The following is a 25,741-nucleotide window of genomic DNA, read 5'->3' as shown; positions in this document are numbered from 1 at the left end:
ACTGAGCCGGGCTAACGACCGATAGCGGCAAACTGCGCCTGGGTGTGCTGCGCCAGTACCTCGGCACTCAGCTCGACCTCGAGGCCTCGGCGCCCGGCACTGACATGGATGCTGGGGAAGTTCAGGGCACTGCTGTCGATGAAGGTTCGCAGACGCTTCTTCTGCCCCAGCGGGCTGATGCCGCCGACCAGATACCCGGTTGCCCGCTGCGCGGCATCGACTGCCGCCATGTCGACCTTCTTCACCCCGGCGGCCTGGGCCAGGGCCTTCAGGTCCAGGGTGCCGACCACCGGCACCACGGCTACCAGCAATTCGCCCTTTTCACTGCTGGCCAGCAGCGTCTTGAACACCTGTGCGGGATCGAGACCAAGCTTCTCCGCGGCCTCCAGACCATAGGACGCGGCCTTCGGATCGTGTTCATAACTGTGGATTCGATGTTCGGCGCGAACCTTTTTCAGCAGATCCAGTGCGGGGGTCATGACAGCTCCAGGCAAAAGGTAGCAGCGATGCAGGTTGCAGCGATTCTAGCGCTGCCGCTGGGCAAAAGGCTCTGCTTCAGTCTTGAAAAGCCGCTATCGAATCTTCTCTGGTGAGGGAACCTATCGCGCGCCGCGCTGACCTATTGAACTATGCACACGATTGATATCGAAAAAATGAGCTGCTTCTAACGTTCACTTTTTGACAATACGTGTTCTCCGTATATATTTTTTTCGATTACGAACATTTGCGGTAGCAACAACCGTCACTCACATCAGCCATGGCGACCTTGCAAACGGCGACGCTCTGGAGGCCTCGCCAAGCTGCTTTGCAGCGGCGTCATACAACAACAAAAAATCGAGGTTCATCATGACAGCTGCTCTACGACAACCATCGCTCTCGGGCCAATGCATGGCCGAGTTCCTGGGCACCGCACTGCTCATCTTCTTCGGCACCGGCTGCGTCGCCGCCCTGAAAGTCGCCGGCGCGAGCTTCGGGCTCTGGGAGATCAGCATCATCTGGGGCGTAGGCGTCAGCATGGCGATCTACCTCACCGCCGGTGTTTCCGGTGCGCACCTGAACCCTGCCGTGAGCATCGCGCTGTGGCTGTTCGCCGGCTTCGAGAAAGGCAAGCTGCCGTTCTACATCCTCGCCCAGATCGCCGGTGCCTTCTGTGGCGCCCTGCTGGTCTACACCCTCTACAGCGGTCTGTTCCTGGAATTCGAACAGGCCAACCAGATGGTCCGTGGCTCCCAGGCCAGCCTGGAACTGGCTTCGGTATTCTCTACCTTCCCCAATCCCGTGCTGTCCACCGGCCAGGCGTTCATGGTCGAAGTGGTGATCACCGCCATCCTCATGGGCGTGATCATGTCCCTGACCGATGACAACAACGGCCTGCCGCGTGGCCCGATGGCCCCGCTGCTGATCGGCCTGCTGATCGCCGTGATCGGCAGTGCCATGGGCCCGCTGACCGGGTTCGCGATGAACCCGGCTCGCGACTTCGGCCCCAAGCTGATGACCTTCCTGACCGGCTGGGGCGAAATCTCGCTGACCGGCGGCCGTGATATTCCGTACTTCCTGGTCCCGATCTTCGCGCCGATTCTTGGCGCCTGCATCGGCGCAGCGGTTTATCGCGGCATGATCGCTCGGCACCTGCCCAGTGCGATCGAGCCGCAAGTAGAACAGTCGCCAAATCGCGACGTCAAAGCTTCCTGAATTCGACGCCGCATGACTCTGCTCGACCCGAGCATGCGGCATTTCACTCTCCGTTCATCCGTCCAAGGCAATCGACATGACCGACACCAACAAGAACTACATCATTGCCCTCGATCAGGGTACGACCAGCTCCCGCGCGATCATTTTCGACCGCGACGCCAACGTGGTGTGCATCGCCCAGCGCGAGTTCACCCAGCACTACCCGCAAAGCGGCTGGGTCGAGCACGACCCCATGGAAATTTTCGCCACGCAGAGTGCGGTGATGGTCGAGGCGCTGGCCCAGGCAGGCCTTCATCACGATCAGGTAGCGGCGATCGGCATCACCAACCAGCGTGAGACCACGGTCGTCTGGGACAAGAATACCGGCCGCCCTATCCACAATGCCGTGGTTTGGCAATGCCGTCGCAGTACCGAGATCTGCCAACAGCTCAAGCGCGATGGCCTGGAAGAGTACATCCAGCAGACCACCGGCCTGGTCACCGACCCCTACTTCTCCGGCACCAAACTGAAGTGGATTCTCGACCATGTCGAGGGCAGCCGCGAACGCGCCCGCAACGGCGAGCTGCTGTTCGGTACCATCGATAGCTGGCTGATCTGGAAATTCACCGGCGGCAAGGTCCACATCACCGACTACACCAACGCCGCACGCACCATGCTCTTCAACATCCACACCCTGGAGTGGGATGCGAAGATGCTCGAGGTGCTGGATATCCCACGGGAAATGCTCCCGCAAGTGAAGTCCTCTTCGGAAATCTACGGCCACACCAAGAGCGGCATCGCCATCGCCGGTATCGCGGGCGATCAGCAGGCGGCGCTGTTCGGCCAGATGTGCGTCGAACCCGGGCAGGCCAAGAACACCTACGGCACAGGCTGCTTCCTGCTGATGAACACCGGCGACAAGGCGGTCAAATCCCAGCACGGCATGCTCACCACCATTGCCTGCGGCCCTCGCGGCGAAGTGACGTATGCCCTCGAAGGCGCGATCTTCAACGGCGGCTCCACCATCCAGTGGCTGCGCGACGAGCTCAAGGTCGTCAATGACGCCTATGACACCGAGTACTTCGCCAACAAGGTCAAGGACAGCAATGGCGTGTACCTGGTGCCGGCGTTCACCGGCCTGGGCGCTCCTTACTGGGATCCCTATGCGCGCGGCGCACTGTTCGGCCTCACCCGTGGCGTGCGGGTCGACCACATCATCCGCGCCGCTCTGGAGTCCATCGCCTACCAGACGCGCGATGTGCTCGACGCCATGCAACAGGATTCGGGGGAACGCCTGAAGTCACTGCGAGTAGACGGCGGCGCGGTGGCCAACAACTTCCTCATGCAGTTCCAGGCCGACATCCTCGGCACCCAGGTGGAGCGCCCGGAAATGCGCGAGACCACGGCCCTGGGCGCTGCCTACCTGGCGGGCCTGGCATCCGGCTTCTGGAGCAGCCTGGACGAACTGCGTGGCAAGGCGGTGATCGAGCGAGAGTTCGAGCCACAGCTGGCCGAGGCCGAGAAGGAAGCGCTCTATGCAGGCTGGAAGAAAGCCGTCGACCGCACCCGCGACTGGCAGCCCCATGAAGAAGCCAAATAAGCGCTAAGCCGGGGTCGCGCCCGGCTGCAACTGGCAGAGAGCAGATTCGTGCGGCATCATGGGTTAATTCTGCACGGCAGCCCGAAGGATCCCCCATGAATCTGCCTCCCCGTCAGCAGCAAATCCTCGATCTGATCCGCGAACGCGGCTATGTCAGCATCGAGGAGCTGGCCACCCTGTTCGTCGTCACGCCACAAACCATCCGCCGCGACATCAACCAATTGGCCGATGCCAACCTGCTGCGTCGCTACCACGGCGGCGCCGCCTACGACTCCAGTGTCGAGAACACCGCTTACGCCATGCGCGCCGACCAGATGCGCCATGAGAAACAACGCATCGGCGAAGCCGTGGCTGCGCAGATTCCCGATCACGCCTCGCTGTTCATCAACATCGGTACCACCACCGAATCCATTGCTCGCGCCCTGCTCAATCACAATCACCTGAAGATCATCACCAACAACCTCAACGTGGCCTCGATGCTCAGCGCCAAGGATGATTTCGACGTGCTGCTCACCGGCGGCAACGTGCGTCGTGATGGTGGTTTGGTGGGCCAGGCGAGTGTCGACTTCATCAACCAGTTCAAGGTCGACTTCGCCCTGGTAGGCATCAGCGGCATCGATGAAGACGGCAGCCTGCTGGACTTCGACTATCAGGAAGTACGGGTCTCCCAGGCGATCATCGCCAATGCCCGCAAGGTGATCCTCGCTGCCGACTCGAGCAAGTTCGGGCGCAACGCCATGATCCGCCTCGGACCCATCAGCCTGATCGACTGCCTGGTGACCGACCAGCAACCGGTGCCGGCCCTCGTTCAACTACTCGACCAGCACAAGATCCGCCTCGAAGTGGTCTGACCCGCATTCGATATCGCGCCTCCCTCCTCCACACCCGGGCAATGGAATGCCTACCTTCCATCGCCCGCGTGCCCCCGCCTTTTCAGCCTTTCATAGCAAGGTAGAGCGAACCTTCCGCCGCTACGGCTATCTGTAGAAATGTTCACGTATTTTCATTCCAGGGTATGACGATGAGTTTTTTCAATCGAATCTCACTGGATACGTGTCTATTCATGCGCTAATATTTTCGAAAGCGAACACAGATGTTCGAATTCAAATACCAAAGCAACACGAGGCCTGACGATGCCAACATCCAGCTTGTCCACCAGCCCGCTGTCCGAGATCTACGATATCGCCGTTGTCGGCGGTGGCATCAACGGTACTGGCATCGCCTGTGATGCGGCCGGTCGTGGCCTGTCCGTGTTCCTTTGCGAGAAAGACGACCTCGCCCGGCATACGTCCTCGGCGAGCAGCAAGCTGATTCATGGAGGGCTGCGCTACCTCGAGCACCATGAATTCCGTCTGGTGCGTGAAGCGCTGGCCGAACGCGAAGTGCTGCTGGCCAAGGCGCCACACATTGTCAGCCCGATGCGCTTCATCCTGCCCCACCGCCCGCACCTGCGCCCTGCCTGGCTGATCCGTGCCGGGTTGTTTCTGTACGACAACCTCGGCAAGCGCAAGGCCCTGCCGCGCTCCCGTGGCGTGAGTTTCGGCGCAGGCAGCCCGCTCAAGGCGGAGATCAGCAAGGGTTTCGAATATTCCGATTGCTGGGTGGATGACGCCAGGCTGGTGGTGCTCAACGCCATGGCGGCACGGGAACATGGCGCCCATGTACACACGCACACGCGCTGCGTCAGCGCACGACGCAGCAAGGGGTTGTGGCATATCCACCTGGAGCGTGCCGATGGCAGCCTGTTCTCGATTCGTGCCAAGGCGCTGGTCAACGCGGCCGGTCCGTGGGTAGCGCGCTTCATTCGTGACGACCTCAAGCAGCAATCGCCCTACGGCATTCGACTGATCCAGGGCAGCCACATCATCGTGCCAAAGCTGTTCGACGGTGAGCAGGCCTACATCCTGCAGAACGAAGATCGCCGTATCGTGTTCGCCATTCCCTACCTCGACCGCTTCACCCTGATCGGCACCACCGACCGTGAATACACCGGCGATCCTGCCACGGTCAGCATCAGCGACGAGGAAACCGATTACCTGCTGCAGGTGGTCAACGCCCATTTCCGCAAGTCGGTCAGCCGTGCAGACATCCTGCACAGCTACGCTGGCGTACGCCCGCTCTGCGATGACGAGTCGGACGAACCTTCGGCCATCACCCGCGACTACACCCTGTCGTTGTCGGCCCAGGGTGACGAACCGCCGCTGCTGTCGGTGTTCGGCGGCAAGCTGACCACCTACCGCAAGCTGGCGGAGTCGGCACTGGCGCAACTGGCGCCCTTCTTCCCCAATCTGGGTGCCCGCTGGACCGCCGAGGCACCGCTGCCCGGTGGCGAGCAGATGCAGAGCCGACAAAGCCTGGTCGACGCACTCTGTGCGCGTCATGGCTGGCTGGATACCGCCTTGGCCCGCCGCTGGGCCGCCAGCTATGGCAGCCGCACCTGGCAACTGCTCGACAAGGTCGAGAGCCTGGAGCAGATGGGCGAAGATTTCGGCCATGGCCTGTACGCCCGTGAGGTGGATTACCTGCGCCAGCACGAGTGGGCCACGGAAGTGGACGACGTTCTCTGGCGTCGCAGCAAGCTCGGCCTGTTCCTGTCTGTGACGCAGCGCAACAGGCTGCAGCGCTACATCACCCCTGAAGTGCATACCGCGGCGGTGGCTACATCTGCACCAGTTGCACATCTTGGCGGTGAGCTTGCAGATGCGGCAGTACGGCCGCCAGCAACGGCGCCTTGAACCGCTCCTGAAAGCGGTGAGCGAGCCCGGGGATCAGCCGCAGCTCGCTACCGCGCACATGCGCCGCCACGTGCACACCGTGCATGACCGGCAGCAGTGGATCGGCGGTGCCGTGCACCACCAGAGTCGGCACCTGCAGCCGATTGAGCAGATCGACTCGGCTGCTTTCGGCGAGAATCGCCAGCAACTGCCGCTCCACCCCGGCGGGATTGAAGGCACGGTCGTAGGCGACCTCGGCCTGGTGCAACAACATCGCGCGATCATCCACGACTGTCGGGCTGCCCAGCGCAGCCAGCAGATCGGCCTGCTGTTCCAGTGCCGCCTCACGACTGGGTGCATCGCGTCGCGACAACAACCGCAACAGTGCCGGGCTGGGCGCCGGCAATCCCTGGGCGCCGGAGCTGGTCATCACCAGGGTCAGGCTACGCACCCGCTGCGGCGCCATATCGGCCACATGCTGAGCGATCATGCCGCCCATGCTCGCGCCGAGCAGATGAAACTGACGAATGCCCAACGCATCCATCAGGCCCAGCGCATCGCCAGCCATGTCACGCAGTCCGTAAGGCGCGCCGACGGAGAGCCCGAGGCGATAGCGCAACACTTCATAGGCAAGGTTGGCGGTTGGCACCTCGGCGTTCCAGCGGCTCAGGCCCACATCGCGGTTGTCGAAGCGAATGACCCGAAAGCCTTGTTCGCACAACTGCTCGACCACGTCATCCGGCCAGTGGATCAGTTGCCCACCCAGGCCCATGACCAACAGCAGCGCCGGGTCGCCACTGCGCCCGATGCTCTGGTAAGCCAGGCTCACCTCGCCCAGCGATACGCGCTCGATGTCCGAACCGACCTTGCATGCTTCAGTCGCCAGGGACGACAGGCTGCATAGCAAGGCAGCCAGAAAAACCACGACGCGCATCATTCATTCCATAAGCGAGAAACCGGATAGCCGAGAAGTGTCGCAGTGATTGGCAAAAGCGCGCTGCCACACAATGGTGACAGTTTGATGAAATCCGCCAGGCGGGGTGATCGATGAATGACTCGACAGCGAGCCAGCCCTGAGGGACACTGCCTTCATGAAAGTCGCTCATCTTCCCAAGCGATCAGTTGAATATCTCGCAGGCCTGCCATGCTCGAAATCCGCCATTTGAAAACCCTCCACGCGCTGCGCGAGACCGACAGCCTGGTCGAGGCCGCCGAACGCCTGCACCTGACGCAGTCCGCACTGTCGCACCAGTTCAAGGAGCTGGAGGAGCGCCTGGGCATGCAGCTTTTCGTGCGCAAGACCAAACCGGTGCGGTTCACCAGCGCCGGCCTGCGCCTGCTGCAACTGTGCGATAACGTGCTGCCCCTGCTGCGCAGTGCCGAACGCGATCTGGCTCGGCTTGCCGGCGGCACTGCGGGTCGTCTGCACATGGCGATCGAATGCCACAGCTGCTTCCAGTGGCTGATGCCGACCATCGATCAGTTTCGCGATGCATGGCCCGAAGTGGAGCTGGATCTGGCTTCGGGGTTCTCCTTCGCGCCACTGCCCGCCCTGGCCCGCGGCGACCTCGACCTGGTAGTGACCTCCGACCCGCTGGAGCTGTCAGGCATCACCTACGTGCCGCTGTTCACCTATGAGGCGATGCTGGCGGTGGCCAACCAGCACGCACTGGCCAACCGGCCTTTCATCCGCCCCGAAGACCTGATCAAGGAAACCCTGATCACCTACCCGGTGGAACGGGATCGACTGGATATCTTCACCCGCTTTCTCGAGCCCGCCGATATCGAGCCCGCCCAGGTGCGCACCTCGGAACTGACGGTGATGATGATGCAACTGGTGGCCAGCGGCCGTGGCGTCTGCGGCCTGCCCAACTGGGCGCTGCACGAGTACAGCTCGCGTGGCTACGTGACCGCCAAGCGCCTGGGCGACAAGGGACTGTTCGCCACGCTTTACGCGGGCATCCGCACGGACATGCTCGACGCCCCCTTCATGCGTGACTTCCTGCTCACCGCCAAGGACACCTCCTTCGCCAACCTCGAAGGGGTGAGCGTCGCTCGGCAGTGATGACTCAGGCAGCGTCGAACTGCATCTCCGGCGGCTGGCGCCGAAAGCCTGCGGTCAGCCAGGCCAGGTAGGCGACGCCCAGTGCCAGCCAGCACAGGCCAAGGGTGATCGCCAGGTGATCCAGGCTGATCATCAGCCACAGCGTGGCGAACATGCCGAGCAGTGGAAACAGCAGGTACTGCAGCAGCGCCCTGGCACCGCGCCGGGCGCCGCCGATCCAGTAGTGAAAGATGACCGACAGGTTGACCAGCGAGAACGCCAGGAAAGCACCGAAGTTGATGAACGAGGTCGAGGTGGTCACGTCCAGTTTCAGCGCCAGCAAGGCCACCACCGCGCACAGCAGGATGCTTCCCAGCGGCGTTCCGAAGCGTTTGCTCAGGGTACCGAACAGGCGCTTGGGCAGCACGCCGTCACGGCCCATGGCGAACAGCAGACGCGAGGCACTGGCCTGAGCCGACAGGCCCGAGGTGAATTGGCCGACGATCAGGCCGATCAGGAATATCGACACGAACAGATCGCCGCCGATGTTGCGGGCGATTTCATAGGCGGCGGAATCGGTACTGGTGAACACGGCGCCAGGGTGAGCGAGCTGCACGAAGTAGGAGGTGACGATGAAGATCAGCCCGCCGAACAGGGTAATCAGCAGAATCGCTCTGGGAATGGTCTTCTGCGGATCGCGGGTTTCCTCGGTCAGCGTGCTGACCGCATCGAAGCCGAGAAACGAATAACAGGCGATGGCAGCGCCGCCCATCACCAGCGGCAGGCTGAAACTGCCGTCGAAGAACGGCTTCAGGCTCCACAGCGGTTTGCTGCCGTCCCCCGCCACGTAATGCACGCACAGGGCAACGAAGGCCACCAGCACCAGAAGCTGCACCACCATCAGCAGGCCGTTGACCGTCTTGGCCAGTTGCAGGCCCACCACGTTGATCAGTGACGTCACCACGATGAAGCCCAGCACCCAGATGGCCTGCGGCACCTCGGGAAACGCCGACCCCAGGTAGGCTGCGCCGATCAGCCAGATGGCCATGGGCAGAAACAGATAATCGAGCAGCACCGCCCAGCCGGCGAGAAAGCCCAGCTTGGCGTTGATCGACTTGCGCACGTAGGTGTAGGCGGAGCCGGCCACGGGAAAGGCCGCGGCCATTTTCGCGTAGCTCAGCGCGGTGAACAGCATGGCCAGTGTCGCGGCCAGGTAGGCGGCGGGCACTTGCCCACTGGTCACGTCGGCAAGAATGCCGAAGGTACCGAGCACGATGATCGGGGTCATGTAGGCGATGCCGAACAGCACCACCGAACCCAGTGACAGGGTACGTTTGAGATTGGCCATTACTGCTACTCCGAGATTATGATTTTTATGGCAGAGCCGAAGTCGGCGAACACAGCAGCGCTCACCGGGCGCTGGGCCCGGCGGCAACGCGGAGGTTGGCCTCCGTCTTAACGTGGAATCAGCAGTTCTCGGCGCCCGTCCGGGTAGTCGATTCGCTCACCGGGCAGGATCAGACGCCGCTCCTCGAGGTAGCGGTAATCGCTGCAGGCAGCCTGCCGCTGATCGAAGTCGAGCTCGACGATCTGCCGGCACTCTTCGCGACCCGCCTCGCACAGCAACTGGCCGAACGGATCGACCGCACTGCTGCCGCCAGCGAAGACCAGATCGCCATCGCCGCTGCCTACGCGATTGACCATCACCGCGAATGCCTGGTTTTCCATGGCGCGCGCCATGATCGCCGTGCGGTGGGTGGGACCGTAGGGATCCATGTTGCCGTTGGTGACGATGATCAGGTCGGCACCGAGCTGCGCCAGCGCCCGGGCGCTTTCCGGAAACTCGATGTCGAAACAGATCAGAATGCCGATCCGGATTCCCTGCCAGGGCACCGTCACGTAGCGGTCACCCGGCGTGAAGATGCCGCGGTCGGAGGACCACAGGTGGGTCTTGCGGTAGCGCATGGCGATCCCCGCCGGGGTGATCAGCAACGTGGTGTTGTAGAACACCCCCGCATCGTTTTCCGCCATGCCGATGGCCACCGAGACATTGCGCTCGCGAACCGCCTGCTGCACGGCCTGAATCGTCGGGCCATCGACTGGCTCGGCCAGTTCGGCGATGTTCAGCGCTGTCGGAAAGCCCATCAGATGAGTTTCCGAGAAAACCAGCAGATCGGTACCCTCGGCGCTGTCATCGATAGCCTGTAGAGCGCGACTCAGGTTGTAGGCGGTGTCGCCATCACGGCCGCGCATTTGTACGAGTTCGATCTTCATCTCGATATCCTGTTGTTTTGTCCCGGGCCGATAAAAAGCGTCAGAATCGACCGGGTATTTCCTTGCCTGGCAGGTCGGTGAACTGCCAATGCCGTACCCCGAGTATGGCGGCAAGGATCGGCGCCGGTAATCACGCGGGCGGGTTAACCCATTGGGGGTAGGAAGTGGGACTTTCGTTGCAGCACATCGCCTGGCACCAGTCGGTTGGCAAGCTCATCGAGGGGCTGGATCGCCCCGCCTTCTGGACGGCGCTGGTGCGCGTGCTGGAGCAGTACGTCGCGTTCGACAGCTGGGTGGTGCTGATCTTCAGCGACGCACGCCCCCAGGTTCTCGCCGAGTGCCCCGGGCTGGATGGTGGCCCCGATACGCTGTTCCTGGATTACCTCAAGGGCCTCTACCAGCTCGACCCGTTCTACATCGACAGCCGCGAACGCGCCGTGGGCGGCCTGCTGCACCTGGCTGACGTGGCACCGGAACGCTTCGAGCGAACCGACTACTACCAACGCTATTTCCGCCTCAACGTGGTGGTCGACGAAGTGCAGTTCAACGTTCCGCTGCAGGATGGCCGAACCTTGTGCCTGTCGCTGGGTGCGCGCCACCGTTTCAGCCCCGAGAACCTCGCCCTGCTTGGCCTGGTGCAACCCTGGGTAAGCGGCCTGATGCGCCAGCGCCTGGCCTTCGATCAGGACTTGCTGGGCAACAGCACGCACGGCCCGGCTCGCCCGCGACCTCAGGGCAGCGCCGGGCACTGGATGGAAAACACCCTGACGGCGCGGGAGCTGGATGTCGCCCGGCTGATGCTCAGTGGCTGCTCGGGCAAGGAGATCGCCCGCAAGCTGTCGATTTCGACGGAAACGGTCAAGGTGCACCGCAAGCACATCTACGCCAAACTGGGGATAAAGTCGCAATCCGAGCTGTTCGCCCTGTTCCTCCAGGCCCAGCAGGACTGACGTCATAGCCTCCACAACCGCGCCACGATTCAGTACACGCCAGGAAACGCTCATGAACATCGCCGACATCCCTTTTGGCATTACCGACTGGAGCCAGGTGGACGCCACCGAGCATCCCGGAGAAACCGGCGTGGCCCACTGGCGAACTCGCCAGTTCGGCACGTTGCGGGTGCGTATGGTCGACTATTCGCCCGGTTACCTGGCCGATCACTGGTGCAGCAAGGGCCATATCCTGCTGTGCCTCGAGGGCGAGCTGCACACCGAGCTGGAGGATGGCCGCCGCTTCGTGATGACCGCTGGCATGAGCTATCAGGTCGCCGATCAGGCGGAAGCGCACCGTAGCTCGACGAGCAGCGGCGCGCGGCTGTTCATCGTCGACTGACCCTGTTCGCTCGCCGGCACGGGTTACAGGCCGCGCGGCAGCGGCTATGCTGAAGAGCGTTTCCCAGCCACCGGAGCCCCCGATGACCTTTGCCCACAGCCTGCCGCTCGTTGCGGCAGTCGCCTTGCTGAGTGCCTGCGCGAGCCAGTCCAGAAGCGTTACCGTGCAGGAACAGAGGCAATGCCCGCTCGACCTGCACGCCGGCCAGCAGATGATCCTCACGCTGCCGAGCAACCCCACCACCGGGTATCGCTGGGTGGTCCGCGAGAATGCTGCCAGCGTCCTCAAGAGCCTCGGCCCGGAAGTCTACAGCGCGGCTGAGAACTCCGACCTGGTTGGCGGCGACGGTCACTCCACCTGGCGCTTCCAGGCGACCGAAAGCGGTGAAGCACAACTGCTGCTGACCTATGTGCAGCCCTGGGATGCCAGCGCCGAACCGGCCGACACCTTCGACTGCCGGGTTAGCGTTCGCTAGGAAGCCGCAGCCTGGGGAGCGCGGCGCGATGCCCAGGCTACGAAAATGGCCGTCGCAGTGCTGTAGTCGATCACCGGCGAGCGCGCGCCTACGGCAGCGATCCGACGAATGCCGCCGACAAGGTTTGGCTAATCGCCGGACTTGGCTAAAATGCGCGGCTTTCCAGCGCCGCGCAGACCGACCGTGACCAGACAGCCCGACCAACTTTTCGCCCAGCCACTGGACCAGGTGCCGGACTTCGTCTTCAACGAAGACGTGGCCCGTGTGTTCCCGGACATGATCAAGCGCTCGGTGCCCGGTTACCCGACCATCGTCGAGAACATCGGCGTGCTGGCCGGTCAGTTCGCCCAGCCGCACAGCGTGCTCTACGACCTGGGCAGCTCGCTGGGCGCCGTGACCCAGGCGCTGCGCCGTCACGTTCAGCTGGAAGACTGCCGGGTGGTCGCCGTGGACAACTCCAGCGCCATGGTCGAACGCTGCCGCGAGTACCTGCACGCTCAGGATTCGATGTTTCAGGAGCTTCTGCCGGTCGAGGTCATGGAGGCCGATATTCTCGCCATGGACTTCCAGGCGACCTCACTGGTCGCGCTGAACTTCACCTTGCAGTTCATCGAGCCGGCTCAGCGCCAGCCGCTACTGGCCCGTATCCGCCAGGCGTTGCTGCCTGGCGGCGCACTGATCCTGTCGGAAAAGCTGCGCTTCGAAGACGACCAGCAACATGCGCTGCTCACCGACCTGCATATCGCGTTCAAACGCGCCAATGGTTACAGCGAACTGGAAATCGCCCAGAAGCGCAGCGCCATCGAAAACGTCATGCTGCCTGACAGCCTCGAGCAACACCGCGAGCGGCTATTGGCAGCCGGTTTCAGCAAGGTGGTGCCCTGGTTCCAGTGCCTGAACTTCGCCTCCATGGTGGCCTTGCCATGATGCGCCGTATGGATCTCGATGCCCTGCAGGCACAACTCGCCGGCACTCCCTTGCAGGAATGGAGCGCCGACCTGCCGGGGCAGATCGACGCCAAACTGGCCATCGGTCATGGTGACCTGCAGCGTTGGTACGCCGCTGTCGAAGCGCTGCCGGCACTGGACATCGGGCAAATCGACCTGAGCGGGGATTTCAGGCTCGACGGTGCGCGCGACGAGACCACTCGTGTAGCCCTGGATACTGCCCTGCGTGGCCTGATCCCCTGGCGCAAGGGCCCCTTTCACCTGTTCGGCGTGCACGTGGATACCGAATGGCGTTCCGACTGGAAGTGGCAGCGGGTATCCCCGCATCTGGACCTGACCGGCAAACGCGTACTCGACGTCGGCTGCGGCAATGGCTACTACATGTGGCGGATGCTCGGCGATGGCGCCCGGAGCGTGGTCGGCATCGACCCCAACTGGCTGTTTCTCTGCCAGTTCCTGGCCATGAAAAATTACCTGCCAGAGATGCCAGCCTGGCATCTGCCCCTGGGCATCGAAGAACTGCCAGCAAAGCTGCAGGGCTTCGACACCGTGTTCTCCATGGGCGTGCTGTACCACCGGCGCTCGCCCATCGATCACCTGCTGGAACTCAAGGATTGCCTGCTCAAGGGCGGCGAACTGGTACTGGAGACGCTGGTGGTGGAAGGCGATGCTTATCAGGTGCTGGTTCCCGAAGACCGTTACGCGCAGATGCGCAACGTATGGTTCCTGCCCTCGGTACCGGCGCTGGAACTGTGGCTGCGCCGCGCCGGCTTCGTCGACGTGCGTTGCGTGGACGTCAGCGTCACCTCGATCGAGGAACAGCGCAGCACCGAGTGGATGCGCTACCAGTCGCTGCCCGAGTTCCTCGACCCGCTGGACCATCGCCGCACCATCGAAGGTCTACCGGCCCCGCGCCGCGCCGTGCTGGTCGCGCGCAAACCCTGACAGCAGCGTCAGCCAGCCACATCACCCTTGCGGCGCCATTCGGCCTGCCGCGCGGCGATCGTCGCGAGGGGCATTTGCGCCCCTGCGCTGACTCGCTCCTGGGCACTCCCCAAGCGCACCTGCCCGACGCTTTCGAGCCTCAGCAGGCGGCGCATCTTGCGCCTCCAGCACCAGGCGAAATACCAGTCGCCCAGCCACTGGATCAGCTCATTGGCGACAAGGCCCGACGACCTTGCCTGGGGGGTGCGCTGGGTATTGGCGACATGCCGCTCGTTCGACGTCATGACAACTCTCCTCGACAGCCTGAGGTCACCGGATATCGGTGACCGCTTGCTGACAGATTGAGTTGCGCCTAACGTTAAGACAAACGAGTAATACCTAATGACCGATTAAGAAAATATTAACGACCTTATGAACAACACGCTGCTCACCGACCTGCCCGCCGCACTGCCACTACTGGAAAGCGACGTGCTGAAGACGTTCGTCGGCATCGCCGAAAGCGGCAGCTTTACCCGCACCGCCGCCCAGGTATTCCGTACCACGGCGGCTGTCAGTCAGCAGATCAAGCGCCTGGAGGAAACCCTCGGGCGCACGCTGTTTCTCCGCGAAAGCCGCCGCGTGCGGCTGACCGCGGATGGCGAGATTCTGCTCGGCTACGCGCGGCGTCTGCTCAAGCTCAACGAGGAGGCGGTATCGCACTTTCTGGTTCCGAACCTGGCGGGCACCGTGCGTTTCGGCACGCCATTCGACATCGGCGTAGGCGCCCTCCCCGACCTGCTATCGCAGTTCGCCCTCAGCCACCCCGCAGTTCAGGTCGATGTATCGGTAGGTCGCAGCTGCGAGCTGATCGAGCGTCTGGATGCCGGAGAGCTGGACCTTACCTTGCTGAACACCGGCAACGGCGATGCCGACGACTCCCGAGGGGAGATCATCTGCAGCGAATCGCTGGTGTGGGCAGGCCGTGATGGCGGGCTGGCGGTCAAGCGCAACCCTCTACCCCTGGCCGTCGCCAGCCGCGGCTGCGCCTGGCGACGTGCAGCCATGGACGGCCTCGACAGGCTGGGGCGCAGCTACCGCATCGCCTACTCCAGCGAGCAGTGCGCTGGCCAGGAAGCGGCGCTGCTTGCCGACCTGGCCATCGCAGCCTTCCCGGCCAGCCTGGTCAAACCCCCGCTGCGCCGCCTCTCTCAACAGGAGCATGGGCTGCCACCGCTGGGCGACTATCACATCAAACTGCTGCGCGGCAGCAACCGTGGCGCGGCTGCCGAAGCACTGGCGGCACAGGTGGCAGTGGCCTACGGAGCAGGCCGCTAACGCGCCACTAGCGTGCTGCGGCACTCTCGATCAGTTGTTTCATTTCCCGCACCGCATCCTTGAAGCCAACGAACAGGGCATGGCTGACCAGAGCATGGCCGATGTTCAGTTCGTTGATGCCGGGGATCGCCGCCACCGGCTCGACATTGTGGTAGTGCAGACCATGACCGGCATTGACGACCAGCCCCAGCGAAACGCCCAGCGCAACACCCTCACGAATACGCTGCAGCTCGGCAGCGGCCTGCTGCGGATCATGCGCATCGGCATAGCGCCCGGTGTGCAGCTCGATGGCCGGAGCGCCGACGCGCTTGCTCGCCTCGATCTGCCGCGGATCGGCGTCGATGAACAGCGAAACTTCACTACCAGCGGCAGCCAGGCGCTGCACCGCTGCGGCGATTCGCGCCTCCTGGCCGGCCACGTCCAGACCACCTTCGGTCGTCAGTTCCTGCCGGGTTTCCGGCACCAGACAGACGTGCTCGGGACGGATTTCTTCAGCGAAATCGAGCATGAAGTCGGTCACGCCCATCTCGAAGTTCATGCGTGTCTGCAACACGTCCTTGAGCAGGCGCACATCGCGCTCCTGAATGTGCCGACGATCCTCGCGCAAGTGCACGGTGATGCCATCGGCACCGGCCTCCTCGGCGTCCAGCGCCGCCTTGACGGGGTCGGGATAGCGCGTACCGCGCGCCTGGCGCAGCGTAGCGACGTGGTCGATATTCACGCCCAGCAAAACACGATTGGCTTCAGTCACGGGTCGGCTCCTTGAGCGTCATGAACAATTCGCGGCTGACCAGAGGTCGACCGCCCAGATGAGGGGCCAGCGCCTGGCGCATCAGGCGCTTGGCAGCTGCCAACGCACCCGGTGCGGTCCAGTCCGCCTCGGCCATGGCCAGCAGCTCGCTGCCGAGGAAGGCGCCAGGCTGCCAATGGCCGATTGGCAGCAGACCACTGTCGGATTGCAGTCGATACAGCCCGGTGGCGACCACGGGATCGCCCTGTATATCGCTGTCGAGGGCGAAACCATAGCCGAGTTCGTCCAGCAGGCGCCATTCGAAGGCGCGCAACAGCGGCTCCAGCGCGCGCCCCTGGGCCAGTGCCAGAACGGTCAGGGCGTACTGCTCGAAAATGATCGGATGGGGGTCCTCGGCCGGCAGCACGCGGATCAGCAGTTCGTTCAGATACAGGCCGCTGAACAGCGCATCGCCCGAGAGCAGATTGGGAATACCCGCCGCCTCCAGACGGCCGACGTTCTTCAGCTCACCGCGGCCACGGGTTTCCAGTTCCAGAGGTATGAACGGCCTGGCCAGACTGCCGGCCTTGCCCCGCGCACCGCGCAATACGGCACGCAAACGTCCCTGGGGCGTGAGGAAGTCGACCAGCGCACTGCTTTCACGGTACGCACGGCTGTGCAGGACATAGGCGGGCTGGCTGAGCGCAAGCATGCTGAATCACTCGCTGTCGGTGCCAGCCGCGAGGCGGCGGATGCCGGGTCAGATATTGTCGTAGCCCAGGGAACGCAGCGCACGCTCGTCGTCGGACCAGCCGCTTTTGACCTTGACCCAGAGATTGAGCATGACCTTGGTGTCGAACATCGACTCCATGTCCTTGCGTGCTTCCTGGCCGATGCGCTTGATGCGCTCGCCCTTCTCGCCAATGATGATTTTCTTCTGCCCGTCACGCTCGACCAGAATCAGCGCATGGATGTGCATGATCCGTCCCTCGCGCTTGAACTCTTCGATTTCCACGGTGATCTGGTAAGGCAGCTCGGCGCCCAGCTGGCGCATGATCTTCTCGCGTACCAGCTCGGCAGCGAAGAAGCGCCCGGAGCGATCGGTGATCTGGTCTTCCGGAAAGAAGTGCACGCCTTCTGGCAGACGATCACCGACGAGCTTTTCCAGGGAATCCAGGTTGTGCCCCTGCTGCGCGGATACCGGCACGATTTCGGCATTCGGCAACTGCTCGGCCAGCCACTTCAGGTGCGGCATCAGATCGGCCTTGTCATCCAGGCGGTCGGTCTTGTTGACCGCCAGGATCACCGGGCCCTCGACGTACTGGATGCGCTCGAGCACCATCTGGTCTTCATCGGTCCAGCGCGTGCGGTCGACCACGAAGATCACCACGTCGACGTCCTTGAGGGCCGACGAGGCGTTCTTGTTCATGTAGCGGTTGAGCGCTTTCTCGTTGTTCTTGTGCAGGCCGGGCGTGTCGACGTAGATGGCCTGTACGTCACCCTCGGTCTTGATGCCGAGCATGTTGTGGCGAGTGGTCTGCGGCTTGCGCGAGGTAATCGCCAGCTTCTGACCGAGGATGTGATTGAGCAAGGTCGACTTGCCCACGTTGGGCCGGCCGACGATGGCGACGTAGCCACAGCGTGTTACAGGCGAATCAGTCATTGCCGTTCTCCACACCCAGAGCGATCAGCGCTGCCGTCGCCGCTACCTGTTCGGCAATACGGCGGCTGGCACCTTGGCCCAGGGTCTTGTCATTGAGTAGATTGACCTGACATTCGACCACGAATGTCCGGCAATGGGGCTCGCCCTGAATGTCGACCACCTCGTAACGCGGCAGCTCGCAGGCACGTGACTGCAGGAATTCCTGCAGACGCGTCTTGGGGTCCTTGTTGGTGTCGACCAGGGTCAGGCCATCCAGCTCGTTGGTCAACCAGGCCAGTACGCGCTCGCGGGCAACGTCCATGCCGGCATCCAGATAAATGGCACCGATCAGGGCCTCGAGCGCGTCGGCGAGGATGGAGTCGCGGCGGAAGCCACCACTCTTCAGCTCACCGGAGCCCAGACGCAGGTATTCGCCCAGGTCGAAACCACGGGCCAGTATGGCCAGGGTCTCGCCCTTCACCAGACGCGCACGCAGCCGCGAAAGCTGCCCTTCACGGGCCTGGGGGAAACGCTCGTAGAGCGCTTCACCGGCAACGAAATTGAGGATTGCATCACCGAGGAACTCCAGACGCTCGTTATTGCGACCGGCGAAACTACGGTGGGTCAGCGCCAGGATCATCAGATCCTGGTCCTTGAAGCTATGCCCGAGCTGGCGCTCGAGGCGGGTCAACGAAACACTCACGGCATTCGCACACGGAATTCTTTATCGAAATTAACCACCAGATCGATGTTCTCGATCAGCGATTCGCGTTTTTCATACTTCAGGTGGGCGAGAAACTCATTGTTGACGATTGTCACCTTGAGGACGTCCTGCGGGTTCAGGTCACGAATACTGTTGACCGTCATGCCGCGGCTGACGTGGGCATAGAAATCACCCACGGTTCTGACGTCCTGCAACTTGTCGGTTTCCACCGAGGTGATGATCTTTTCCATCGACATGTAGTCGAGGTAGTGCGGAACCACCTTGAACGCAGTGCTGGCGAGAAACGCCACCACAGCGAGCACAACCAGCCAACTCACAATCGACAGACCTTGCTGCGAGCGTGCGAATTTCATGTTCTTCCCCAATATCTAGATAGTTCCAGTCATGCGCGTCAGGCGCATGAGAAGACTATAGATAGCTGGCGGCGCCGTATTGAACAGCGCCGCAAATTTTCATCAGATCAGTGAATGAGCCCAACGCGGGAGAAGTTCGGCAGACTCTTGAACTTCGGATCCGGCCAGCTCATCCAGATGGCGAACGCCTTGCCGACGATGTTGCGATCCGGAACCATGCCCAGTACATCCTTGGGAATGCTCGGGTCGTTCCAGTAGCGGCTGTCGTTGGAGTTGTCGCGGTTGTCGCCCATCATGAAGTAGTGCCCCTCGGGAATCGTCCACTCCTTGCCTGGCTCGGCACGGTAGCGGCTCATTTCCTTGCGGATGCGGTGTTCCACTTCACCCAGATGCTCGCTGTACAGCGTGGCGCTGCCCAGGCTGCCCGGCTCTTCGCCGATCAGTTGCTCGGCGACCGGCTTGCCATTGACGAACAGGCGTTTCTCGCTGCTATAGCGCACATGATCGCCCGGTAGACCGATCACGCGCTTGATGTAGTTGACGTTGGGGTCGCTCGGATAGCGGAACACCATGACGTCGCCGCGCTGCGGGTCACCCACTTCGATCACCTTGGTGTCCAGCACCGGCAGGCGAATGCCGTAGGCGAACTTGTTGACCAGGATGAAATCGCCGACCTCGAGGGTCGGAATCATCGAGCCGGACGGGATCTGAAACGGCTCGACCAAGAAGGAGCGCAGCACCAGCACGATGGCCAGTACCGGAAAGAACGACTTGCCGTATTCGACCAGCAACGGCTCCTTGTTGAGTTTCTCGACCACTGCCTCGTCGGCTTGCTCGACCTTGCCCTGATAGCTGGCGATCGCCGCGCGACGCCGGGGCGCCAGAAAGACCAGATCGAACAGAGCCAGAGCGCCGCACACGGCGACGGCGATGACCAGCAACAGCGGAAAATTAAATGACATAGGCCCTAACTATCCAACTTGAGTACAGCAAGGAAGGCTTCCTGCGGAATTTCCACGTTGCCGACCTGCTTCATGCGCTTCTTACCGGCCTTCTGTTTTTCCAACAGCTTGCGCTTACGACTCACGTCACCGCCGTAGCACTTGGCCAGAACGTTCTTTCTCAATGCCTTGACAGTGGTACGCGCGACGATCTGCCCGCCAATGGCGGCCTGGATGGCAACGTCGAACATCTGCCGAGGGATCAGCTCTTTCATCTTCTCGGTCAACTGACGCCCTTTGTAGTGGGCGTTGTCACGGTGCACGATCAGCGCCAGGGCGTCGACCTTGTCGCCGTTGATCAACACGTCCAGTTTGACCAGATTGGCCGACTGGTAGCGGTCGAAATGGTAATCCAGCGAGGCGTAACCACGGCTGGTGGACTTCAGACGATCGAAGAAATCGAGCACCACTTCGTTCATCGGCAGGTCGTAGCGGACCTGAACCTGGGTACCGAGGAACTGCATGTCGCGCTGAACGCCACGCTTCTCGATACACAGGGTGATGACGTTACCCAGGTGTTCCTGCGGCACCAGAATGGTCGCAGCAACGATCGGCTCGCGGAAATCCTCCACCGAGGAAACATCCGGCAGCTTGGACGGGTTGTCGACGTAAATCGTTTCACCGGTCTTGAGCACCACCTCGAAAATAACGCTCGGTGCGGTGGTGATCAGGTCCAGGTCGTACTCGCGTTCGAGGCGCTCCTGGATGATTTCCATGTGCAGCATGCCGAGGAAGCCACAACGGAAGCCGAAGCCCAGGGCGTCGGAGCTCTCCGGCAGGTACTGCAATGACGAGTCGTTGAGAGTCAGCTTCTGCAGTGCATCGCGGAAGTCCTCGAAGTCATCGGAGCTGACCGGGAACAGTCCGGCGTAGACCTGTGGCTGGATACGCTTGAAACCCGCCAGCACTTCGACGTCGGGCGTCGAGCTGAGGGTCAGGGTATCGCCCACCGGTGCGCCGTGAATGTCCTTGATGCTGGCGATGATGAAGCCCACTTCACCGGCCTTGAGATCCGCGGTCGCGGTGTGCTTGGGATTGAACACCCCCACGCTGTCGACCAGGTGCACCTTGCCCGTGGACTTGACCAGAATCTTGTCGCCCTTCTTCACCCGGCCGTGACGTACACGCACCAGGGAAACGACGCCCAGGTAGTTGTCGAACCAGGAGTCGATGATCAGCGCTTGCAGCGGCGCGTCGATCTCACCGGTCGGCGCCGGGATGGTGTGCACCAGGCGCTCGAGCACTTCGTCGACGCCCATGCCGCTCTTGGCGCTACAGGCAACGGCGTCGGTGGCGTCGATACCGATGATCTTCTCGATCTCTTCCTTGACGCGATCCGGGTCGGCCTGGGGCAGATCCATCTTGTTCAGCACGGGCATGACTTCCAGCCCCTGCTCGATGGCGGTGTAGCAGTTGGCGACCGACTGCGCCTCGACACCCTGACCCGCATCGACGACCAGCAACGCGCCTTCACAGGCAGCCAGCGAGCGGCTCACCTCATAGGTGAAGTCGACGTGCCCTGGCGTATCGATGAAGTTCAGCTGATAGGTAATGCCGTCCTGCGCCTTGTAGTACAGGGTGACGCTGTGGGCCTTGATGGTGATGCCGCGCTCGCGCTCCAGGTCCATGGAGTCGAGAACCTGAGCCTCCATCTCGCGCGCGGTCAGACCGCCGCACATCTGGATGAACCGGTCAGCCAGTGTCGACTTGCCGTGGTCAATGTGGGCAATGATGGAAAAATTGCGGATATGACTCAGGTCACTCACAGGACAACACTCGAAAAAGGCCGCAGGCGACTGCCCGCCGAAAATAGCCGCGAAGTTTAACCGAGTGCTTGCCCCTACGTCACGTCAGGACAAGCGCATGAAGGCGCTATTTAGCCTCGGGAGCACTCGCGGAAACAAAAAATCGCTGCGCACGGACATGAAAAAGGGGCGATTTTCATCACCCCTTCCTGATCATCAACCAGAGCGACTGTTCAGCCTGGCCTACTCGGCCAGCTTGAAGGTGATGAAGCTGGCCCGGCCCTGACGCAACACGCGCATGGAGACCGAACGGTTCTTGGGCAGCGACTGAGCCACCTCGGTGAAGTTCTTCGCCGACCCGATAGCCTGATTGTTCAGGTGAGTGATCACGTCACCAGGACGCAGACCGATCAGTGCTGCAGGACCGTCCTGCACTTCGCGAATGACCACACCGCCTTTCAGATCCAGAGCCTTCTTCTGCTCTTCGGTCAGCTCGGCGACGCTCACGCCCAGGCGGTTGCTGCTGCGCTCCACGCCTGGGGTAGCGCTTTCGGTAGCTTCATCGCCATCATCGGCGGGCATGGTACCGACGGCCAGCTTCAGGGTCTTGCGCGCACCTTCGCGGACGATCTCCAGATTGGCCTTGGTGCCTGGCTTCAATGCACCCACCAGATGAGGCAGATCGGCAGACATGATGATCGGCTTGCCGTCCAGGCTGAGGATCACATCCCCGACCTGCAAACCGCCCTTGGCGGCTGGGCCGTCTTCAAGCACCTGAGCGACCAGCGCACCGGCCGGTTTCTCCAGACCGAAGGACTCGGCGAGATCCTTGTTCACTTCCTGGATGACCACCCCCAGCCAGCCGCGACTGACCTTGCCACTGGCCTTCAGCTGGTCGGCCACATCCATCGCCACGCTCATCGGAATGGCGAAGGACAGCCCCATGAAACCACCGGAGCGGGTAAAGATCTGCGAATTGATACCCACCACCTCGCCATCCAGATTGAACAGCGGGCCACCCGAATTGCCGGGATTGATCGCCACGTCGGTCTGGATGAACGGCACATAGCTCTCGTTGGGCAGGCTGCGACCCTTGGCACTGACGATACCGGCGGTCACCGAATGATCGAAGCCGAACGGAGAACCGATGGCCAGCACCCACTCACCGACCTTGAGGTTGTCGGAGTTACCGAGCTTCACGGTAGGCAGGTCGTTGGCCTCCACCTTGAGCAGAGCGACGTCGCTGCGCGGATCGGTACCGATCAGCTTGGCCTCCAGCTCACTGCGGTCGGACAAACGCACGATGATTTCATCGGCATCGGCGACCACATGGTTGTTGGTCAGGATGTAGCCATCCTTGGAAATGATGAAACCCGAGCCCAATGACTGAGCCTCACGCTGACGACCACCGCCACCGGGCGAACGAGGCTGCTGGGGAATGCTGCGCTCGAAGAACTCGCGAAACATTGGCGGCAGACCTTCCAGATCCGGAACGGACAACCCGCCACTGCTGGCAACGGCGTTCGGCACTTTCTGCCGGGTGCTGATATTGACCACGGCGGGCGAAGCGGCTTCGACGAGTGGCGTGAAGTCCGGCAACTGCGCATGCGCGGCAATGGACTGCCCCATCATGAACACCGCGAATAGCGCGGCCGCATAGGTTTTCAGGCTAGGCATTGACATTACAGATTCTTCCCCATCCAGAACAAACGAGCCCCCCTGCGGGGGCCATCGGTAAAACAGAACATGACGATACAGCGGCAAAATCGTCCGAGATCGTTATCACCGACCCTTACGGAGTTGCATGCACATCGTCAGCGCGCATCGACATGGCGACGCGCTCCGCCGTTCCAAGTGGAATTTCTCCCACGACCGTAACCATGACATCTCCATCATCAGTTGTCAGGCGTCGCGAAACGGCCACGGTTGGGCCCAATTGGCTACGCGCATCGGCGACCGTGGCGTCATGCAGAGGTTCGAGGAACACGGAAAAACGCGCCAGCCCGTCATCGTAGATCAGGCAGTCGACGTTATCTGTGGAGGCGGGGCTTCGACGTTGAGTGACAGCGCTGAGGCTGAAACCAGGCGGAACCCAGTCGGAGCGCCAGAGTTCTGGCCGCTTCTTGTCGGCTTTGACGAGGCGTACAGGTGCGCAATCAGCTGAGGGCTGCAGCACCTTGGCGGGTTGCGCTTGCGCGGTATCGAGCTGGGTGAACTGGAAGCGCTCGAGCAACACGCCCTTATCGCTGACCAGCAACGACTTCAGGGGCAGACCCGTTTCACGATCCAGATGCAGCTCCACGCCATATCGGTACTGATCACGCGGCAATAACCCGAGAACCACCGCAGGACGCCCCGCGACACGCGATTCACCCGTCACCCGCATCTCATACCACTCACCCAACTGTTCGGTGTTCAGGTCATGGCTCGGCCAGGCCTGGTCATCGACCAGCTCTGCGGATGAAGAGCCACTGGCGCACTGCGCCTGGCCATTGACCCGAAGCACTTCCTCAGGGGCACCATCGAGCTGCAACAGCCGCTCGCGCACACCTCCACCCGGCTCGACCTGACGCCAGATGCTGTGGGTTGAGAGAGTGCCGTTGCGTTCGTAAACGAAGGTGCCCTGAAAGCTTTGGCTGCTTTCGGCCTTGTTAAGCCTTTGCAACCAGTCCTGAGCGTCGGCAGCTATGGCGGGGATTGCCAATAGGCTGCCGAGCACCAGGGAAGTAGCGGGAATGAAGCGCATGCGCGTCCTTCTTAACGCTCTTCTACACTCGCGGACCGGGCGAACGGCAGTGCGTTCTCGGTAGCGCCAGGAGCGGACTGCTGAGCATGCTGACGCAGGTACTCGGGCAGACGCTGCTCATGCCAGCCTTCGCCTTCTGCAGAGACGGTTTCCACGCTCGGCTGTTCATCCGAAGTGTTGAAACCCGCCAGAATCGCTGGCCCTTGAGCCTGCGGCAGAGCGATGGATGGCTGAGTCTGCTGCTGAGCCAGCTGGGCTCCTGCAACATCGTCCTGATTGTAGAAGCGTACACCGGCCAGCACTGCTACGGTTACGGTAGCTGCAACAGCTACACGACCGAGGCTGCGCCAAGGGCCACGTACGACCTTCTTGTCTTCCTGCATCACTGGCGTGACATCGTTTTCCAGGGCAGCGGAAACGGCTGCGGCGATGTCCAGACGTGGCACAAGAAGATCTTTGTGCATCACGGCACGGGCGACCTGGTAACGCGACCAGGTAGCACGCAACTCGGCATCGTCGCTCGCACCGAGCACACGCCGAAGTTCAAGTTCATCCGCTTCGTTATCCATCACCGCGGACAGCGATTCCTGCAGGGCTTCACGACTCATAGCGGTTCCTCTCTTGGCTGTCGCCGCTGTCTCAGGCTTCCTGCAACAGCGGTTGCAGGGACTTGTCGATGGCTTCACGCGCCCGAAAGATTCGCGAACGCACGGTGCCAACAGGACATTGCATGACGCTCGCAATGTCTTCGTAACTCAGACCATCAAATTCACGTAACGTTAGCGCCGTTCGTAAATCTTCTGGCAGTTGCTGGATGCTCCGATGCACGGTTGCCTCGATTTCATCCCTCAACAACGCACGCTCGGGAGACTCGATGTCCTTGAGGGCATGATCGCCGTCGTAGAACTCTGCATCCTCTGCGCTTACATCGTTATCCGGTGGTCGCCGACCGCGAGACACCAGATGATTCTTCGCCGTGTTGATGGCGATGCGGTACAGCCATGTATAGAACGCACTGTCACCGCGAAAGTTTCCCAGCGCTCGATAAGCTTTTACAAAAGCTTCCTGCGCCACATCCTGAGCTTCATGGGTGTCGTGCACGAACCGCACGATCAACCCGAGAATCTTGTGCTGGTACTTCAGCACCAACAGATCAAACGCTCGCTTGTCACCGCGCTGAACGCGCTCGACCAGCTGCTGATCCTCTTCCTGGGTTAGCATGAATACTCCTCGTTGAGCTCGTAGGAGATCTGCGTCTGCCAGAGGATCGATCTGCAAAAATAGACTCGAGCCATGTGCAAAAGTTCTCCCCCTCCGAACAAGCTTCCCGCAAAACATTTTCTGGTTTTGCACGAAACAGCGCACCAGAGCTATGTCCCTGCTGCGCGAATAGTCTTAGATCGCCTGACTGTCGAAACGAACCCCGCTGACGCGACCTTCATTCGCTCGAGCCACCAGACATAATCCCTCTCCGGGGCGACTCC

At 61.9% G+C, this 25,741-nt stretch carries 27 protein-coding genes; 11 read left to right on the top strand and 16 right to left on the bottom strand.

All coding sequences use genetic code 11. From position 1 onward, the window contains the following. Positions 1-11: 11 nt before the first annotated feature. Entirely contained in the window at positions 12-479 is a 468-nt protein-coding gene (gene ybaK, locus QRN22_RS24175; RefSeq protein WP_042555020.1) for a Cys-tRNA(Pro) deacylase, read from the bottom strand. Positions 480-846: 367 nt separating this feature from the next. On the opposite strand from ybaK, the gene QRN22_RS24170 reads away from it, so the two are divergent. The 4 genes from QRN22_RS24170 (at position 847) to glpD (ending at position 6,006) form a co-directional block, all read left to right on the top strand. Beyond that, positions 847-1,692, top strand: a complete 846-nt coding sequence (locus QRN22_RS24170) for an MIP/aquaporin family protein (RefSeq protein ID WP_042555021.1) — start codon at positions 847-849, stop codon at positions 1,690-1,692. A 76-nt stretch (positions 1,693-1,768) separates the two neighbouring features. Further along, a complete protein-coding gene (gene glpK, locus QRN22_RS24165; protein ID WP_042555022.1) occupies positions 1,769-3,271 on the top strand; it encodes a glycerol kinase GlpK in 1,503 nt (500 codons plus the stop codon). 95 nt (positions 3,272-3,366) lie between these two features. Beyond that, positions 3,367-4,122, top strand: a complete 756-nt coding sequence (locus QRN22_RS24160) for a DeoR/GlpR family transcriptional regulator (protein WP_042555023.1) — start codon at positions 3,367-3,369, stop codon at positions 4,120-4,122. 282 nt (positions 4,123-4,404) lie between these two features. Continuing rightward, positions 4,405-6,006 carry a glycerol-3-phosphate dehydrogenase gene (gene glpD, locus QRN22_RS24155; protein ID WP_042555024.1) on the top strand — a complete coding sequence of 534 codons (1,602 nt, stop codon included), beginning with the start codon at positions 4,405-4,407 and terminating at the stop codon, positions 6,004-6,006. Here the strand turns inward: glpD and QRN22_RS24150 are convergent. Continuing rightward, a complete protein-coding gene (locus QRN22_RS24150; RefSeq protein WP_042555025.1) occupies positions 5,930-6,919 on the bottom strand; it encodes an alpha/beta fold hydrolase in 990 nt (329 codons plus the stop codon). The genes glpD and QRN22_RS24150 overlap by 77 nt on opposite strands. A gap of 210 nt (positions 6,920-7,129) precedes the next feature. Between QRN22_RS24150 and metR the strand changes: the two genes are divergently transcribed. Then, positions 7,130-8,050: a transcriptional regulator MetR gene (gene metR, locus QRN22_RS24145; RefSeq protein WP_042555026.1), complete on the top strand. Its 921-nt coding sequence runs from the start codon at positions 7,130-7,132 to the stop codon at positions 8,048-8,050. A gap of 4 nt (positions 8,051-8,054) precedes the next feature. On the opposite strand, the gene QRN22_RS24140 is transcribed toward metR, so the two are convergent. Both QRN22_RS24140 and QRN22_RS24135 read right to left on the bottom strand, forming a co-directional pair. Further along, positions 8,055-9,377, bottom strand: coding sequence for an APC family permease (locus tag QRN22_RS24140; RefSeq protein WP_042555027.1), 1,323 nt, complete (start codon positions 9,375-9,377; stop codon positions 8,055-8,057). 107 nt (positions 9,378-9,484) lie between these two features. After that, complete coding sequence (locus QRN22_RS24135) at positions 9,485-10,303, bottom strand: carbon-nitrogen hydrolase family protein (RefSeq protein WP_042555028.1); 819 nt, start codon at positions 10,301-10,303, stop codon at positions 9,485-9,487. A 164-nt stretch (positions 10,304-10,467) separates the two neighbouring features. On the opposite strand from QRN22_RS24135, the gene QRN22_RS24130 reads away from it, so the two are divergent. From QRN22_RS24130 to cmoB, 5 genes are all read left to right on the top strand, one after another. Continuing rightward, on the top strand, positions 10,468-11,253 hold the full coding sequence (locus QRN22_RS24130) for a helix-turn-helix transcriptional regulator (RefSeq protein WP_042555029.1): 786 nt from the start codon (positions 10,468-10,470) through the stop codon (positions 11,251-11,253). 52 nt (positions 11,254-11,305) lie between these two features. Then, the gene (locus QRN22_RS24125; protein WP_042555030.1) at positions 11,306-11,635 is read left to right on the top strand and encodes a DHCW motif cupin fold protein; all 330 of its coding nucleotides are present in this window, start codon (positions 11,306-11,308) and stop codon (positions 11,633-11,635) included. Positions 11,636-11,717: 82 nt separating this feature from the next. After that, complete coding sequence (locus QRN22_RS24120) at positions 11,718-12,110, top strand: protease inhibitor I42 family protein (RefSeq protein WP_042555031.1); 393 nt, start codon at positions 11,718-11,720, stop codon at positions 12,108-12,110. A 150-nt stretch (positions 12,111-12,260) separates the two neighbouring features. Continuing rightward, the gene (cmoA, locus tag QRN22_RS24115; RefSeq protein ID WP_179537590.1) at positions 12,261-13,037 is read left to right on the top strand and encodes a carboxy-S-adenosyl-L-methionine synthase CmoA; all 777 of its coding nucleotides are present in this window, start codon (positions 12,261-12,263) and stop codon (positions 13,035-13,037) included. After that, entirely contained in the window at positions 13,034-14,002 is a 969-nt protein-coding gene (gene cmoB / locus QRN22_RS24110) for a tRNA 5-methoxyuridine(34)/uridine 5-oxyacetic acid(34) synthase CmoB (RefSeq protein WP_042555032.1), read from the top strand. The genes cmoA and cmoB overlap by 4 nt, the downstream gene beginning before the upstream one ends. 8 nt (positions 14,003-14,010) lie before the next feature. Here cmoB and QRN22_RS24105 read toward each other — a convergent pair whose 3' ends face one another. After that, a complete protein-coding gene (locus tag QRN22_RS24105; RefSeq protein ID WP_052493827.1) occupies positions 14,011-14,286 on the bottom strand; it encodes a hypothetical protein in 276 nt (91 codons plus the stop codon). A 127-nt stretch (positions 14,287-14,413) separates the two neighbouring features. Between QRN22_RS24105 and QRN22_RS24100 the strand changes: the two genes are divergently transcribed. Next, positions 14,414-15,316 (top strand): LysR substrate-binding domain-containing protein, encoded by a 903-nt coding sequence (locus tag QRN22_RS24100; RefSeq protein WP_042555033.1) that lies wholly within the window; start codon positions 14,414-14,416, stop codon positions 15,314-15,316. A 7-nt stretch (positions 15,317-15,323) separates the two neighbouring features. Here the strand turns inward: QRN22_RS24100 and pdxJ are convergent, their stop codons facing one another. From pdxJ to rpoE, 11 genes are all read right to left on the bottom strand, one after another. Next, positions 15,324-16,067 (bottom strand): pyridoxine 5'-phosphate synthase, encoded by a 744-nt coding sequence (pdxJ, locus tag QRN22_RS24095; RefSeq protein WP_042555034.1) that lies wholly within the window; start codon positions 16,065-16,067, stop codon positions 15,324-15,326. Further along, entirely contained in the window at positions 16,060-16,758 is a 699-nt protein-coding gene (gene recO, locus QRN22_RS24090; RefSeq protein WP_042555035.1) for a DNA repair protein RecO, read from the bottom strand. The genes pdxJ and recO overlap by 8 nt, the downstream gene beginning before the upstream one ends. Before the next feature lie 48 nt (positions 16,759-16,806). Then, positions 16,807-17,709: a GTPase Era gene (gene era / locus QRN22_RS24085; RefSeq protein WP_042555036.1), complete on the bottom strand. Its 903-nt coding sequence runs from the start codon at positions 17,707-17,709 to the stop codon at positions 16,807-16,809. Continuing rightward, positions 17,702-18,391 (bottom strand): ribonuclease III, encoded by a 690-nt coding sequence (gene rnc / locus QRN22_RS24080; RefSeq protein ID WP_042555037.1) that lies wholly within the window; start codon positions 18,389-18,391, stop codon positions 17,702-17,704. Before rnc ends, era begins: the two co-directional genes overlap by 8 nt. Beyond that, entirely contained in the window at positions 18,388-18,765 is a 378-nt protein-coding gene (locus tag QRN22_RS24075; protein ID WP_042555038.1) for a DUF4845 domain-containing protein, read from the bottom strand. The genes rnc and QRN22_RS24075 overlap by 4 nt, the downstream gene beginning before the upstream one ends. A 107-nt stretch (positions 18,766-18,872) precedes the next feature. Then, positions 18,873-19,727, bottom strand: coding sequence for a signal peptidase I (gene lepB / locus QRN22_RS24070; protein ID WP_042555039.1), 855 nt, complete (start codon positions 19,725-19,727; stop codon positions 18,873-18,875). Positions 19,728-19,732: 5 nt separating this feature from the next. Then, on the bottom strand, positions 19,733-21,532 hold the full coding sequence (gene lepA, locus QRN22_RS24065) for a translation elongation factor 4 (RefSeq protein ID WP_042555040.1): 1,800 nt from the start codon (positions 21,530-21,532) through the stop codon (positions 19,733-19,735). Positions 21,533-21,754: 222 nt separating this feature from the next. Further along, positions 21,755-23,143, bottom strand: coding sequence for a DegQ family serine endoprotease (locus QRN22_RS24060; protein ID WP_419761288.1), 1,389 nt, complete (start codon positions 23,141-23,143; stop codon positions 21,755-21,757). A gap of 160 nt (positions 23,144-23,303) precedes the next feature. Further along, a complete protein-coding gene (locus QRN22_RS24055; protein WP_042555042.1) occupies positions 23,304-24,257 on the bottom strand; it encodes a MucB/RseB C-terminal domain-containing protein in 954 nt (317 codons plus the stop codon). 11 nt (positions 24,258-24,268) lie between these two features. After that, positions 24,269-24,865 (bottom strand): sigma-E factor negative regulatory protein, encoded by a 597-nt coding sequence (locus QRN22_RS24050; RefSeq protein ID WP_042555043.1) that lies wholly within the window; start codon positions 24,863-24,865, stop codon positions 24,269-24,271. Positions 24,866-24,896: 31 nt separating this feature from the next. Continuing rightward, complete coding sequence (rpoE, locus tag QRN22_RS24045) at positions 24,897-25,478, bottom strand: RNA polymerase sigma factor RpoE/AlgU (protein ID WP_013792331.1); 582 nt, start codon at positions 25,476-25,478, stop codon at positions 24,897-24,899. Between the last annotated feature and the right edge of the window lie 263 nt (positions 25,479-25,741).

It is taken from the genome of Pseudomonas sp. MEJ086, assembly GCF_030209025.1.
Lineage (GTDB): Bacteria > Pseudomonadota > Gammaproteobacteria > Pseudomonadales > Pseudomonadaceae > Aquipseudomonas > Aquipseudomonas fulva_A.
The sequence above is the reverse complement of the archived record's forward strand: the minus strand, read 5'-3'. Positions and strand labels throughout refer to the sequence as shown.